Annotated in this window: 16 protein-coding genes; 9 read left to right on the top strand and 7 right to left on the bottom strand. The window is 61.3% G+C overall.

Features of this window, described 5'->3' with window-relative positions:
• Positions 1–120 precede the first annotated feature (120 nt).
• From rnd to ACZ9BE_RS04420, 4 genes are all read left to right on the top strand, one after another.
• Positions 121–1,254 (top strand): ribonuclease D, encoded by a 1,134-nt coding sequence (gene rnd / locus ACZ9BE_RS04405; protein ID WP_346620675.1) that lies wholly within the window; start codon positions 121–123, stop codon positions 1,252–1,254.
• Positions 1,251–1,544 carry a YcgL domain-containing protein gene (locus tag ACZ9BE_RS04410; protein ID WP_041478850.1) on the top strand — a complete coding sequence of 98 codons (294 nt, stop codon included), beginning with the start codon at positions 1,251–1,253 and terminating at the stop codon, positions 1,542–1,544. The genes rnd and ACZ9BE_RS04410 overlap by 4 nt, the downstream gene beginning before the upstream one ends.
• A 105-nt stretch (positions 1,545–1,649) precedes the next feature.
• The gene (locus tag ACZ9BE_RS04415) at positions 1,650–2,582 is read left to right on the top strand and encodes a D-2-hydroxyacid dehydrogenase (protein WP_041478849.1); all 933 of its coding nucleotides are present in this window, start codon (positions 1,650–1,652) and stop codon (positions 2,580–2,582) included.
• A 254-nt stretch (positions 2,583–2,836) separates the two neighbouring features.
• Entirely contained in the window at positions 2,837–3,286 is a 450-nt protein-coding gene (locus tag ACZ9BE_RS04420; RefSeq protein WP_150636544.1) for a YcgN family cysteine cluster protein, read from the top strand.
• A 121-nt stretch (positions 3,287–3,407) separates the two neighbouring features.
• On the opposite strand, the gene ACZ9BE_RS04425 is transcribed toward ACZ9BE_RS04420, so the two are convergent.
• The 4 genes from ACZ9BE_RS04425 to ACZ9BE_RS04440 form a co-directional block, all read right to left on the bottom strand.
• Positions 3,408–3,785, bottom strand: coding sequence for a YgaP family membrane protein (locus ACZ9BE_RS04425; RefSeq protein WP_042607429.1), 378 nt, complete (start codon positions 3,783–3,785; stop codon positions 3,408–3,410).
• Positions 3,786–3,866: 81 nt separating this feature from the next.
• Positions 3,867–4,337: an RNA methyltransferase gene (locus tag ACZ9BE_RS04430; protein WP_007911337.1), complete on the bottom strand. Its 471-nt coding sequence runs from the start codon at positions 4,335–4,337 to the stop codon at positions 3,867–3,869.
• Between the two features lie 182 nt (positions 4,338–4,519).
• On the bottom strand, positions 4,520–4,891 hold the full coding sequence (locus tag ACZ9BE_RS04435) for a YajD family HNH nuclease (protein WP_003222612.1): 372 nt from the start codon (positions 4,889–4,891) through the stop codon (positions 4,520–4,522).
• A 47-nt stretch (positions 4,892–4,938) separates the two neighbouring features.
• Positions 4,939–5,625, bottom strand: coding sequence for a spermidine synthase (locus ACZ9BE_RS04440; protein WP_252877655.1), 687 nt, complete (start codon positions 5,623–5,625; stop codon positions 4,939–4,941).
• Positions 5,626–5,705: 80 nt separating this feature from the next.
• Between ACZ9BE_RS04440 and ACZ9BE_RS04445 the strand changes: the two genes are divergently transcribed.
• The gene (locus ACZ9BE_RS04445) at positions 5,706–5,990 is read left to right on the top strand and encodes a hypothetical protein (RefSeq protein ID WP_016771228.1); all 285 of its coding nucleotides are present in this window, start codon (positions 5,706–5,708) and stop codon (positions 5,988–5,990) included.
• Here the strand turns inward: ACZ9BE_RS04445 and ACZ9BE_RS04450 are convergent.
• A complete protein-coding gene (locus tag ACZ9BE_RS04450) occupies positions 5,987–6,460 on the bottom strand; it encodes a cyclic nucleotide-binding domain-containing protein (protein ID WP_476248948.1) in 474 nt (157 codons plus the stop codon). The two genes, ACZ9BE_RS04445 and ACZ9BE_RS04450, sit on opposite strands and share 4 nt — an antisense overlap.
• Positions 6,461–6,695: 235 nt before the next feature.
• Positions 6,696–8,750 (bottom strand): S9 family peptidase, encoded by a 2,055-nt coding sequence (locus ACZ9BE_RS04455; RefSeq protein ID WP_252877656.1) that lies wholly within the window; start codon positions 8,748–8,750, stop codon positions 6,696–6,698.
• A 236-nt stretch (positions 8,751–8,986) separates the two neighbouring features.
• On the opposite strand from ACZ9BE_RS04455, the gene ACZ9BE_RS04460 reads away from it, so the two are divergent.
• The 3 genes from ACZ9BE_RS04460 to ACZ9BE_RS04470 are packed head-to-tail and all read left to right on the top strand — an operon-like array spanning position 8,987 to position 10,831.
• Complete coding sequence (locus ACZ9BE_RS04460; protein WP_041478845.1) at positions 8,987–9,484, top strand: hypothetical protein; 498 nt, start codon at positions 8,987–8,989, stop codon at positions 9,482–9,484.
• Between the two features lie 15 nt (positions 9,485–9,499).
• The gene (locus ACZ9BE_RS04465; protein ID WP_041478844.1) at positions 9,500–10,276 is read left to right on the top strand and encodes a class II glutamine amidotransferase; all 777 of its coding nucleotides are present in this window, start codon (positions 9,500–9,502) and stop codon (positions 10,274–10,276) included.
• A 12-nt stretch (positions 10,277–10,288) separates the two neighbouring features.
• On the top strand, positions 10,289–10,831 hold the full coding sequence (locus ACZ9BE_RS04470; protein ID WP_016771223.1) for a DUF2937 family protein: 543 nt from the start codon (positions 10,289–10,291) through the stop codon (positions 10,829–10,831).
• Between the two features lie 232 nt (positions 10,832–11,063).
• Here the strand turns inward: ACZ9BE_RS04470 and ACZ9BE_RS04475 are convergent, their stop codons facing one another.
• On the bottom strand, positions 11,064–11,978 hold the full coding sequence (locus ACZ9BE_RS04475) for a LysR family transcriptional regulator (protein WP_476248949.1): 915 nt from the start codon (positions 11,976–11,978) through the stop codon (positions 11,064–11,066).
• Between the two features lie 159 nt (positions 11,979–12,137).
• On the opposite strand from ACZ9BE_RS04475, the gene ACZ9BE_RS04480 reads away from it, so the two are divergent.
• Positions 12,138–13,424 (top strand): MFS transporter, encoded by a 1,287-nt coding sequence (locus ACZ9BE_RS04480; protein ID WP_016771221.1) that lies wholly within the window; start codon positions 12,138–12,140, stop codon positions 13,422–13,424.
• The last annotated feature ends 29 nt before the right edge of the window (positions 13,425–13,453 follow it).

Below are 13,453 nucleotides of genomic sequence, written 5' to 3' on the forward strand. Positions count from 1 at the left end.
TCTGCTGTCAGACTATTCTTGCTCACAGGCAAGACATTTCCTTACAGCTCTTGCCCTTCAAAGGCGCGTAAATCGTCGGTGGCGATATATACTGCGCGCCATTCTTCAAGGGAGAGCCGTGTGGCTATCGATATTCACTGGATTCGCGACAACGAAAGCCTCGCGCAGTTTTGCGCCGAGTGGCAGCAGCTGCCGTTCGTTGCCCTCGACACCGAATTCATGCGGGTCGACACCTTCTACCCGATTGCCGGCCTGTTGCAGATCGGCGACGGCAAACGCGCCTACCTGATCGACCCGCTGACCATCAACGCCTGGCAACCGCTGGCCGCGTTGCTGGAAAACCCGGCGGTGCTCAAAGTCTTGCACGCCTGCAGCGAAGACCTCGAAGTACTGTTGCGCCTGACCGGCAGCCTGCCGGCGCCGTTGTTCGATACGCAACTGGCCGCCGCTTACCTGAACCTCGGTTTTTCGATGGGCTATTCGCGTCTGGTGCAGGAAGTGCTCGGCATCGACCTGCCCAAGGGCGAAACCCGCTCCGACTGGTTGCAGCGCCCGCTGTCCGAAACCCAGATCAGCTACGCCGCCGAAGACGCGGTACATCTGGCCGAGGTGTTCGTCGAGTTGCGCCCCAGGCTGTCCGCCGACAAGTTCGCCTGGGTGCTGGAGGATGGCGCCGAACTGGTCGCCAACCTGCGCCGCGAAACCGATCCTTACGAGGTCTATCGCGAGGCGAAACTGGCGTGGAAGTTGTCCCGTGCACAACTCGCCGTGCTGCGTGAGCTGTGCGCCTGGCGCGAAAAAGAAGCCCGCGCCCGCGACCTGCCGCGCAACCGCATCGTCCGTGAACACTCGCTGTGGCCCTTGGCCCGCACGCAGCCGGATAACCTCGCGGCGCTGGGCAAGATTGAAGACATGCACCCGCGTACCGTACGTCAGGACGGTCAGTTTCTGCTTGATCTGATCAAGCGCTCTGGCAGTGTGGGGCCAGATCAATGGCCGCCGGCAGTGCCGGAGCCGTTGCCGATCGAAGCCGCTGCGCTGATCAAGCAACTGCGCGCGCTGGGTCAGGCCGAGGCCGAACGCCTGGGTATTGCCCCGGAACTGATGCTGCGCAAGAAAACCCTCGAAGCCCTGGTCAAAAGCGGCTTCCCCGAGGGGCCTTACCAATTGCCCGATTCGCTGCGTGGCTGGCGCCGCGAATTGCTCGGCCAGAAGCTGCTCGACAGCCTGGCCACCGCCGGAGAACAGCCTTGAAACGTATTTGCTCCATCTACCAAAGCTCCAAGCGCAGCGGCATGTATCTCTACGTGCTCAAGAGCGATGCGCTCGAGCGCGTGCCGGAAGCGCTGATGACGGCTTTTGGCAAAGCGAAGCACTCCTTCGATCTGGTGCTGTCGCCCGAGCGCAAGCTGGCCAGCGAAGACATCACCGTGGTTCTGGAAAACCTCGACAAGCAGGGCTATCACCTGCAAATGCCACCGGCCGAGGACGAGTACATCGAGCACTTGCCCGAAGAGTTGCTGCGACGCAACGACCCGGTCTGACCCGCGAGGCCCTGTTCTGGGCCTCGGTTAACCCTGGAACTGTTTTTACCGCGATGGCCGGCCCGACCCCGGCGGCTGTCTGCACGGTTTGCGAAAGGTTTGAAGATGCGCGTTCTGATTGCCGAACACGACTACGCGATATACGCCCGCCTGCTGCGTCAGGCGCTGCCCGAGCTTGAAATCCTGACCAGCGGCGACTCCGCCGAACTGGCGCGTCAGGCCGCCGATTGCCCGGTGTGGCTGGGCCAGCCGGATCTGCTGGCGACCTTGCTGCGCCAGGGCCATCAACCGCAATGGCTGCAATCGACCTGGGCCGGCATCACGCCGCTGCTCGCCGACGGCCTGCGCCGCGACTATCGCCTGACCCGCGCCGTGGGGATTTTCGGTCAGGTCATGGCTGAATACGTGCTGACCTACATCCTCGGCCACGAACGCGAAGTGCTGGCGCGGCTGGTCAGCCAGGTCGAGCGCAAGTGGGACAACCGCAGCGGCCAGAGTCTGGTAGGGCGCAAGGTGCTGATCGTCGGCACCGGTGACATCGGCCAGAGCGTTGCGCAGTTTCTGCGGCCGTTCGGCGTCGAGCTGTACGGTATCGCCAGCAGTGCCCGCGAACAGGCGCCATTTGTCGAAGTCGGCGCGCTGGCCGATCTTCCGCGATTGGTGGGCGAAGTGGATTACGTGGTCAATCTGCTGCCGAACACCGAACACACCCACGATATCTACGACGCGGCGCTGTTCAAGCAATTCAAGCCGACCGGATTGTTCATCAACGCCGGGCGTGGTGTCGCAGTGGTCGATGCCGATCTGGTAGAAGCCTTGAAGGAAGGGCATCTGGCCGGCGCGGTGATCGACGTTTGCCGTCAGGAGCCATTGCCGCAACGCCATCCATTCTGGACCGCATGGGGCTTGTTGCTGACCGGGCACAGCTCGGCACCGACCTCGCCGGCGCTTATGGTGGATTTGTTTGTGCAGAACCTGAAAGCGTATGAGGCGGGTGAAGCTTTGCGCGGCGAGGTGGATTTCACCCGCGGTTACTGACTCTCCACCGATTTCACTGTGGGAGCGAGCCTGCTCGCGAAGAGAGCGTGTCAGTCGACAACAGCGTGTCTGACACAGCGCTTTCGCGAGCAGGCTCGCTCCCACTTTGGTTTCAAAGTGTAGCCACCAGTTTGCTCAGTGGGCGGCGCTGGCGCTGACAAGCGGATTTACCGACAGTCGCCAGCGCTTGGCCCTTGCGCTCGCTGGCACTAGACTGGCGGCCTTTTCACCACCTTGATGTTGATGCTTGAGCCATGGCCGCCATAGTCGAACCGTTCTGGAAACGCAAAACCCTCGATCAGCTCGATCACGAGGAGTGGGAATCGCTGTGCGACGGCTGCGGCCTGTGCTGCCTGCAAAAGCTCGAGGACGAAGAAGACAACAGCGTCTATTACACGCGCATCGCCTGCAAACTGCTGGATCTTAAAACCTGCCAGTGCAGCGATTATCCGAACCGGATCAAGTTTGTCCCTGACTGCATCCAGCTCACGCCGGGTCAGGCGGAAGAATTCAAGTGGCTACCGCCGACCTGTGGTTATCGTCTGGTCAGCGAGGGCAAGGATCTGCCGTTATGGCATCACCTGGTGTGTGGCGACCGCGACGCGGTGCACCATGAGCGGATTTCCCGGTCCGGGCGCATGCTCGCCGAAGGCAGCGTGCCGGAGGATGACTGGGAAGATCATCTGATTTTTCGCGCCGGTTGATGAGGTGGTGAGTTGTTGAACCCTTAAAAATCAAAAGATCGCAGCCTGCGGCAGCTCCTACAATGGAAAACGTGATTCCGTGTAGGAGCTGCCGCAGGCTGCGATCTTTTGCTTTAAAGCCTCAGACGCCGGCCTTCGGCGAGGTCAGCGAATCATTGCCGGTGACGGTCGCCGTTTCCGTGGCCACTTCGGCATTGGTCTTCAACTTGCTCAGTTCTTCCCCGGCGCGTTCGATCTTCGCCCGCACGTTGTTCATGTCCTGACGGCCTTTTTCCAGCAGGCTTTTCGCCGAGCAATGGCCAGTGATGCCACGGGCCACGGCCATGCCGCCGAGCGCCACTTGAATCAGGCCGAACACGCCGCCACGGCGCAGGCCCTTGCCGACCATCAGCACGCCGCCGGTCAACGAGCCGACGCGCTCCCAGCCATGCACATTCTTGTGCGAAGGCGACTGGAACGGGGTGGATTCGATGCGTTCTACGCGTTTGAGCTCGCTCATGATCTATCTCCAGGCAGGGTGCGATTGATAGATAAGCTGACTGCCGGGGCCGTCAGCTTGTTCCATCGAATGTGCGACGCTTCAGCGGAATTTCGGCCCTGAGCGGGTGTTCAGGCCCTTGGCCATGCGGTCGTAGAGCACGACGTTGACCGTGGCGGCGAGGTTCATGCAGCCGGTGGTCGGGATGTACACGACGTCTTCGCACCAGTCGCGAATCTCTTTATCCAGCGAGCCGTCTTCCGGGCCGAAGATGTAGAGGGCGCGGTCGGGGTGGGTGTATTCCGGCAGCGGCCTTGCGCCTTCGACCAGCTCTACCGCGACGGGCACGCAGTTGAGCGGAAGGATTTTTTTCAGGTCGTCGATGCCGATCAACGGGATGTCGTAGTGCACGCGCTTGGTGTCGGTGACGAAGTCGGCGGCGCGTTCATAACGCTTGCCGGTGTAGAACACCGACGCCACGCCGTAACAGCCTGCGGCGCGCATCACCGAACCGACGTTCTCCGGTGATTTGGGGTTATACAAACCAATGCAGCTGTACCGTTTGTCTGCCACGAGCGGGGTGCCTTCGGGAAAAAGAGGGCGATTATACGGGGATTGGGGGAGGGCGGGCAGATTCGAGATTTGTGGTGCCTGGCCGGCCGCCTTCGCGAGCAGGCTCGCTCCCACAGGGGAACGCATTTCAACTGTGGGAGCGAGCCTGCTCGCGAAAGGGCCAGCTCAGGCGATGAAGATCTTCAATCTTCTTTTTTCATCAAGCCAGCCAGGGCCGCAAACGGGTTATGCGTGGCCTTGGCGATCTTCGGTGTGCTCAGCGAGCCGTCGCCGAAATACTGCTGATCGGTGTAACGCGAGTGCTCGTTGTCGTGGCAATACAGGCACAACAGCTCCCAGTTCGAGCCGTCCTGCGGGTTGTTGTCGTGGTTGTGGTCGCGGTGATGCACAGTCAGTTCGCTCAGGCGCTTGCCGGAAAACTCGCGGGCGCAGCGGCCGCAGACGTGCGGGTACATTTTCAGGGCCTTGTCGCGGTAGCCCATTTCCTTGTCGCGCTGGTTGTCGGCGAGGATGCGGTCCAGCTTCGACGTGTTGGTGGGGGTGGACGAACTCATGGGTTCACCTTTGCAGAAAGACTGATGACGGTTATGCGCAGTTTAGCTCAGCCCTTGAGCTTCTCGGCAATCCAGATCGTGTGACGGGTGCCCTTGTTGCCGTGGGCGAAGACCTGGACTTCTTCGGCTTTGAAACCGGCCTTCTTCAATTTGTCGGAAAACTGTCGGTCGGCGCTGGCCGACCATACCGCGAGCACACCTTTGGGGCGCAGCGCCTTGGCGCAGGCATTCAGACCTGCGGCGGAATACAGCCAGCTGTTGGCCTTTTGAGTCAGGCCTTCGGGGCCGTTGTCTACGTCAAGCATGATCGCATCGAAACCGTTCGGCTCGCTTTGCAGCACATTGGCCACATCTTCCTGACGGATCACCGTGCGCGGGTCGAGCAATGGCCGACCGGATTTCTCCCCGAGCGGGCCGTGATTCCACTCGACCACGCCGGGCACCAGCTCAGCGACCACCACTTCGGCGGACTTGCCCAGATGCTTGAGTGCCGAGGCGAGGGTGAAACCCATGCCCAGGCCACCGATCAACACCCGCGAATTCGACCGGCCGGCGACCTTGCGGCAGGGGATCTCTGCCAGTGCGTCCTCGGAACCGTGCATGCGCGTGTTCATCAACTGTCCGCCGTCGCCGCCCTGGATCTTGATGACGAAATCCTCGCCATACTCGAACAGGCACAGGGCACCGCCGTTTTCAGGGATCGGGGTGGTGTCGAGCAGAACGAAACGTTTCATGGAAATCTCTAAAGGGGGGAAGGCAAGCAGGCGCGTTGGGAGTAGCCTGAGCACAGACTAAAGGCCAAACGGAGCCCTTGATGAAGCGCACCATTCTAACGGTCATTACCCTGGCCGCGCTCGCGATTACTGCAGTGCAGGCCCAGCAGAGCGTTCCGGTCAGCCCGACGCCGCAGCCCGGCTCGCCCGGCACCGCGACGCCGACACCGTATCCGCAGATCACCCCGATCACCCTGCCCAAGTCGGGCGCCGGTAGCGGCAGCCCGCCACTGGTGCCGATCGAAATGCCCAGCCCGCCGAGCAAGGATCAACCGGTGCCGGGCATCGAGCCGAACGGCAACAAGGTCAAATCCCCGGGCGGCTAAACCTGTTGCGCGGCGAGCTGGCCATCGGCCATGCGCAGGCGTTTGGACAGCGAGACGGCGAGGGCGCGGATGATTTTTGCGGCGATTTTCGGTGCGTCGTTGAGCATTTTTTCCAGCGAATCCTTGCCCAGGTTGAGCAACTGACAGTTGCTCGCCGCGATACACGTGGCCGAACGACGTTCGCCATCAAGCACGGCCATTTCACCGAAGGCCCGGCCGCTGCGCAGGGTGGCCATGGTGATGACCTGGCCGTCAGCGCCGGTTTTCTGCACGGCGACCTGGCCGGTGCGGATGATGCACATGAAACTGCCGGCATCACCCTCGCGAAAAATCGCCTCGCCTTCAGCCACGGTGCTGATGCTGAAATAGCCGGAAGCGGCCGCGAAGTCGGCCAGCTGCAATTGATCGAACAGGCCACAGTCCATCAGCCAGTCGCGGATTTCGTTGTTCAGAAAGGTCGGTTCAGACATGTCGATGCGGTCTTTTTGTTATCACATTTCAAGGCTATACACGGATCCCGTAGGAATGGGCTTTTGTGGCGAGGGGATTTATCCCCGCTCGGCTGCGCAGCAGTCGCAAATCCTGCCAACTCGGTGCTTCAGGAATACTGAGTTTGCAGGTTTTGGGGCCGCTTCGCAGCCCAACGGGGATAAATCCCCTCGCCACAAGGGTCTGCTGTAAGACCCAAGCCACCCACAGAGTTCCTCAGGCAATCTGCAAAACCTTGAACACAAATGCATATTCGAGCGCTACGTCACGTAATCCCTGATAGCGCCCGCTCATACCGCCATGCCCGGCGCCCAGTTCGGTCTTGAGCAGCAGCACATTGTCGTCGGTCTTGGTTGCGCGCAATTTTGCTACCCACTTGGCCGCTTCCCAGTACTGCACGCGGCTGTCGTTGTAGCCGGCGATCACCAGCAGTGGCGGATAAGCCTGCGCGGTGACGTTTTCGTACGGTGCGTAAGCCTTGATCCGATCATAGACGTCCGGTTCTTGCGGGTTGCCCCATTCGTCGTATTCGGTGACGGTCAGCGGCAGATCGGGGTCGAGCATGGTGTTGAGCACGTCGACGAACGGCACTTCGGCAATCGCCACGCCGAACAGGTCCGGGCGCTGATTGAGTACCGCGCCGATCAGCAGGCCACCGGCGCTGCCGCCGCTGATCGCCAGTTTTTCCGCCGTGGTGATGCCGTTGAGGATCAGAAACTCAGCGCAAGCGATGAAGTCGCTGAAGGTGTTGTGTTTGTGTTCCTGCTTGCCGGCGCGATACCAGGCTTCGCCCAGCTCGCCGCCGCCGCGTACGTGGGCAATGGCGAAGGCCATGCCGCGATCGAGCAGGCTCAGGCGGGCGTGAGAAAACCACGGATCGAGGCTGGAGCCGTAAGCGCCATAACCATACAGATACAGCGGCACCGGTTTACCGACCATTTCGCGCTTCATCACCAGACTGATCGGCACCTGCGTGCCGTCCGGGGCGGTGGCCCACAGGCGTTGGCTGACATAGGCGTCGGCATCAAATTGGCCGAGTACCGGGGTTTCCTTGAGCACCGTTTGCTCGCCGCTGGCAAGAATCAACTGGCGCACCTGGGCCGGGCGATTCAATGCTTCGTAGCGCAAGCGAATGCGGTCGCTCTCGAATTCCAAGCTGTTTTGCACGTGGAGGCTGTAGGCCGCATCGGGCAATTGCACGCGATACGGCGCCGAGCCCTGCGGGTGAACCTCGATGATCGGCAGGCCACCTTCGCGCAGACTCAAAGTCATCGCCTCGGTGTTGAGGCTGACACCGTCGAGCATCACTTCTTCGTTGTGCGGGATCAGGTTCTGCCAGTCGGCCTCGCTCGGCGGCACGCCAGTGTCCGGGGCCTGATACAGGGCGAAGTTGATGCCGTCGCGGTTGGTACGGATAAACCATGTCCAGACGCCATCGAGCAGGCCGTGGTCGACGTCGTATTCGTGATCTTCGACCCGTGGCGCCAGGCAGCTGAACGGCAGGTGCGGTTGGTTGGCGTCCAGCGCCCAGACTTCACTGGTGGTCTTGCTGCCCAGCGACAGCAGCAATTGCTGTTCGGAGCTGGCGCGGTAGCAATGCAGGAAGAAACGCCCGTCCGGCTCGTGAAAAACCTCTTCGGCGGCAGTGCCATCAAGGCGATAGCGGAACAGTTTGTGCGGGCGATGGGTGTCGTCGAGCACGCCGAAGAACAGGGTCAGGCTGTCGTTGGCCCAGGTCATGCTGCCGTCGCAGTCCTCGAATTCCAGTTCGCTGACCTTGTCGTTGGACAGCTCCTTGACGAACAGCGTGTAGATCTCGTCGCCCGAGGTATCGACGCTGTAGGCCAGGCGCTGGTGATCGGGGCTGATGCTGAAAGCACCGAGCGAGAAGAAACCGCCGTTGGCCAGCGCATTCGGGTCGAGCAATAGTTGCTCGCGGCTTTCATCGAGGGTCAGGCTGTCGTCCGCCGGGCGCGGGCAGCGGTAGTGCCGGGCATATTCGTCACCGGCGGTGGTGCGCGTGTAATAAAGGTAGGGGCCCCAGGGCGAGGGCAGGGACAGATCAGTCTCGAGAATCCGCCCCTTGATTTCGTTGAACAGGCTTTCGCGCAGCTCGGCCTGATCGGCGATTTGCGCTTCCTGATAAGCGTTTTCAGCCTTGAGGTAGTCGAGCACCGCGTCGGTATCGCGTTCCTGCAGCCAGGCATACGGGTCGGCGCCGGGCGCCCGCTGGGCAATCGGGGCAGTCATGACATTGGCGGATTGGGGCATGGAAGGCTCTCGGACAATATTCGGAATTGGGTTGTTCGCAGGTCTTGAAAGCGCCGCAGCCCGTGTGGGAGCGAGCCTGCTCGCGAAAGCGGTGTGTCAGGCAACGCTGTTGCAACTGACAGTCCGTATTCGCGAGCAGGCTCGCTCCCACAGGGGCGGCTGCTGGCCGTCTGGTATTGGGACAAGCCGCATGGGCGAAAAGTCGTTACTATAAGCGCCTATTTGCCTGCCTTGCCATGGACACCATGACCGAGAACGACTATCTGATCGCCTGGGGCCTTTACGCCTTTGCCGCCGTGGGCTGCCTGCTGGTATGGATGCGCCTGACCACCTGGATGTGGCGCTGGCTGCGCGAGCCGCTGCGTGTGCTGATGGCGGTGTTGCTGTTCAGCCCGACCATCGTCGATCCGGTGAAAGCCAAAGTTGCACCGGCCATCGCCATCACCGCCCTGGACATGCTGTTCAAGGTCGGCAACAACGCCTGGCGCGCGGTTTCCGATCTGTTCATGTACGGCATGATCGCCTTCGGGGTGTATCTGGTTTTCGTTTTGATCCGCCTGCCGATCGAGCGTGCCTCGGCAGCACGGCGTGAACGCGCCGAGGCCGCCAAGGCTGCGGCCCGTGCCGAAGAGCGCGACGATGATCAACCGTTCGGCGGCGCCGGTGACGACCGCTACGGTCGCCCGCCAGTGCCGAACAATCCGCAGCGCATGCGGGTCGAGCCACGTCTGTAACCCGAGAGTCCGCACATGTGTGAATTACTGGGCATGAGTGCCAACGTGCCGACCGACATCGTGTTCAGCTTCACCGGCCTGATGCAGCGTGGCGGACGCACCGGCCCGCACCGCGACGGCTGGGGCATTGCCTTCTACGAAGGGCGGGGCCTGCGGCTGTTTCAGGACCCGGCAGCGAGCAGCGAGTCGGAAGTTGCCAACCTGGTGCAGCGTTATCCGATCAAGAGCGAAGTGGTCATCGGCCATATTCGCCAGGCCAACGTCGGCAAGGTCTGCCTGTCCAACACCCACCCGTTCGTCCGCGAACTGTGGGGGCGCAACTGGTGTTTTGCGCACAACGGCCAGCTCGCCGACTTCACTGCGATCAAGAGTTTCTACCGACCGGTCGGCGATACCGACAGCGAAGCGGCGTTCTGCGATTTGCTCAACCGGGTACGCGCAGCCTTCCCCGAGCCGGTCGATATCGAAGTGCTGCTGCCGGATCTGGTCGCAGCGTGCGCCGAATATCGCAGCAAAGGCGTGTTCAATTGCCTGCTCAGCGACGGTGACTGGCTGTTCTGTTATTGCTCGACCAAACTCGCCCAGATCACCCGCCGCGCCCCGTTCGGCCCGGCGCGGCTCAAGGATGTCGATGTGATCGTCGACTTCCAGGCCGAAACCACGCCCAACGACGTGGTCACGGTGATTGCCACCGAGCCTCTGACCGAAAACGAAACCTGGACCCGTTACGAACCGGGCCAATGGAGCCTGTGGCGACGCGGCGAATGCGTCAGCCAGGGCAAGACCGAATAAGGATTTGCACCCATGTTGCTCAGTTATCTACGGCTGGTGTTGTTTGCGGCGGGCCTGTTGATCGGTGTCCAGGTGCCGGGATTCATCAACGATTACGCCCAGCGTGTCGAAGCGCACCTGATCGAAGCGCAGACCGGTCTGCGTGGTTTCCAGGGCACGGCGGATCAGTTTTTCAAAGGCGATATGCAGGCGCTGGTCGCACATTACCGTGCCAGCGAAGACCCTATTTTCCGCAGCGATGCCGACAGCCTGAACACCTTGCTCACCCGCCAGGTCGCGCTGGATAAGCAGTTCCAGGCGATGCAAGGCCCGTGGTATGTGCGCTTCCTGCAAGTGGTGCTGGCCGCCGATCCGGATATTCGCAAGGAAACCTGGAACGGCTACAGCTACCAGATTTTGCTGACGCCGGAGGCGATGATCTGGGGCATGAGCGGCGCGTTGCTGCTGTCGTTCGGCATCGAATGCCTGTTCCGCCTGATCGACTGGGTCGTCCTCGGCGGCCGTCGCCTGCGCCAGAGCCGACCGATCGAAGATCGCGACGTGCGCGGTTTGTAAAACCTGCTCAATCCCTCTGGCAACAGAGGCTTTATGGCATGGGGGATTCTGTGGCGAGTGGGCTCTGTGGTGAATGAGTTCTGTGGTGAGTGGGTTCTGTGGCGAGGGGATTTATCCCCGTTGGGCTGCGCAGCAGCCCCAAAACCTGCAAATGCGGTACCTCTGAAAGACCGCGTTGGCCGCAATCACTACTGCTGCGCAGCCGAGCGGGGATAAATCCCCTCGCCACTAATCATCCAGTAAGGGTGATGCAGTCCTTGCCCACCTTGTGCGCATACCCCGCTAGCACCTGCTGACACAACGTCACAATCTCCTCGACCCACTCAACCCCGACCCGCCACGACACCACCACCGGCAGATTCGCTGGTCGCTGCTCGATGTCGAGCAAGATCAATTCGCCGCGCGCCAGCTCTTCGGCCACCAGCACCGGCGGCAGCGCGCCGATACCAAAGCCGTCACGCAATAACCGGGTGATCGCCGACACCGAATTTACACAATTCAAGCGGGGCGCCAGCACGCCGTTGGCGTGCATCAGCGCGACGATATCCTGATGCGGCCGTGAGTTTTTCGAGTAGGTGATGATCCGCTCCTGCGCCAGTTCGACGAGGTCGGCGTAGTCGCGGTTGTAGATCGAATTGCTCGCGACAATCCAGCCCAGCGGATGGCTGGCCAGCTCCAGGCTGCGCACGCTTTCGTGGCGGATCAGATCGGTTTGCAACACCAGATCGAGAAAGCCTTTTTGCAGCTGATCGCAGAGGTTCAGCGCCGTATCCGCGACCAATTCGATTTCCACCCGTGGGTACAGATCGGTCATCTGCGCCACCAGCGGGCTAAGCCATGTATGAATCACCGTGTCCATCACGCCGATCCGCACCCGCCCGACCTTGCTCGAACGGGTTTCGATCGATTGTTTCAGCGCCGCCATGGTGTCGAGCATCTGCTCGGCATAGTCGAGCACTTTCAGGCCTTCCGGGGTCAGGCTGACGCCGCGTGAGTCGCGCAGAAACAGCTTCACGCCCAGTTCGCCTTCGAGCACCGCAATGCGGCTGGAAATCGACGCCTGGGTGGTGAACAGCTTGTCGGCGGTCAGGCGAAAACTCTTCAGGCGCGCGACCCAGACAAAGGTCTCGAGAAACTTCAGATTCATGGACAAGGCTCGGCTGACAAATTTTTCTTATGCCTAAGGCGGGTTTTTATTCGTTGGACGGCGCAGGGCAGGGCGACGAAAAATCGGCGCATCCGGTTCCCACGATAGGCGTCGTCGGAGCTTCGAACAAGACCAATAAAAGCCCTGCGGAGATTTGCCATGAGTGCTCCCGACACCCTCCCGTTATCCAAGCCTGCGGCGCGCCCCGGGCCGTTCGACTGGTATCGCAACATCAACCAGCAGGAGCGCCGCACGTTCTGGAGCTGCAAGATCGGCTACGGTCTGGACGGCATGGACACGCAGATGCTCAGCTTCGTTGTGCCGACGCTGATCGCGATGTGGGGCATCACCACGGGCGAAGCGGGGCTGATTCACACCAGCACCCTCATTGCCTCGGCCATCGGCGGTTGGGTCGCCGGGATTCTCTCCGACCGCATCGGCCGCGTGCGCACCCTGCAACTGACAGTGCTGTGGTTCGCCTTCTTCACCTTCCTCTGCGGCTTCGCGCAAAACTACGAACAATTGCTGATCGCGCGCACCCTGATGGGCTTCGGTTTCGGCGGTGAATGGACCGCCGGCGCGGTGCTGATCGGTGAAGTGATCCGCGCCAAGGATCGCGGCAAAGCGGTGGGCATGGTGCAATCCGGCTGGGCGCTGGGCTGGGGCCTGACGGCGATTCTGTACGCGTTGCTGTTCTCGGTATTGCCAGCGGAAGACGCCTGGCGCGCGCTGTTCATCCTTGGCATCGTGCCGGCGATATTCGTGATTTTTGTCCGTCGCCTGGTAAAAGATCCTGAGATCTATCGCGAAGCCAAAGCCGCACAAACACCAGAGAACCCGGCGAAGTTCTACGAGATCTTTGCCCCTGGCATGCTCTTCACCACGTTTCGCGCTTCCTTGCTGACCACCGGTGCGCTGGGCGGTTACTACGCGATCACCTCCTGGCTGCCGACTTTCCTCAAGAACGAGCGCGGTCTGAGCGTGCTCGGCACCGGCGGTTATCTGGCGATGGTGATCGTCGGTTCCTACGTCGGCTATGTGATCAGCGCGTATCTGACCGACCTGCTCGGGCGGAAAAAGAATTTCATCTTGTTCGCGGTCGGCTCGTTCACCATCGTTCTGCTCTACACGCAGATGCCGGTCAGCAACGGCGTGATGCTCTGGCTGGGCTTTCCGCTGGGCTTCTTCGCCTCGGGGATTTTCAGCGGCATGGGCGCGTTTCTGACTGAATTGTTTCCTACGCGGATTCGCGGCTCGGGCCAGGGTTTCTGCTACAACATCGGCCGCGCACTGGCGGCGTTGTTCCCGCTGTTGATCGGCCTGCTCAGCCAGAAAGTCCCGCTGAGCATGGGCATCGGCGCCTTCGCGGCGGTTTCTTACGGCGTGGTGATTCTGGCGGCGCTGAGCCTGCCGGAAACCCGTGGCAAGCAACTCGACGCGCAGTAACTGATACCCTGCGCAGAAGTCTCCTACAG

Source organism: Pseudomonas sp. TE9122 (assembly GCF_056278925.1).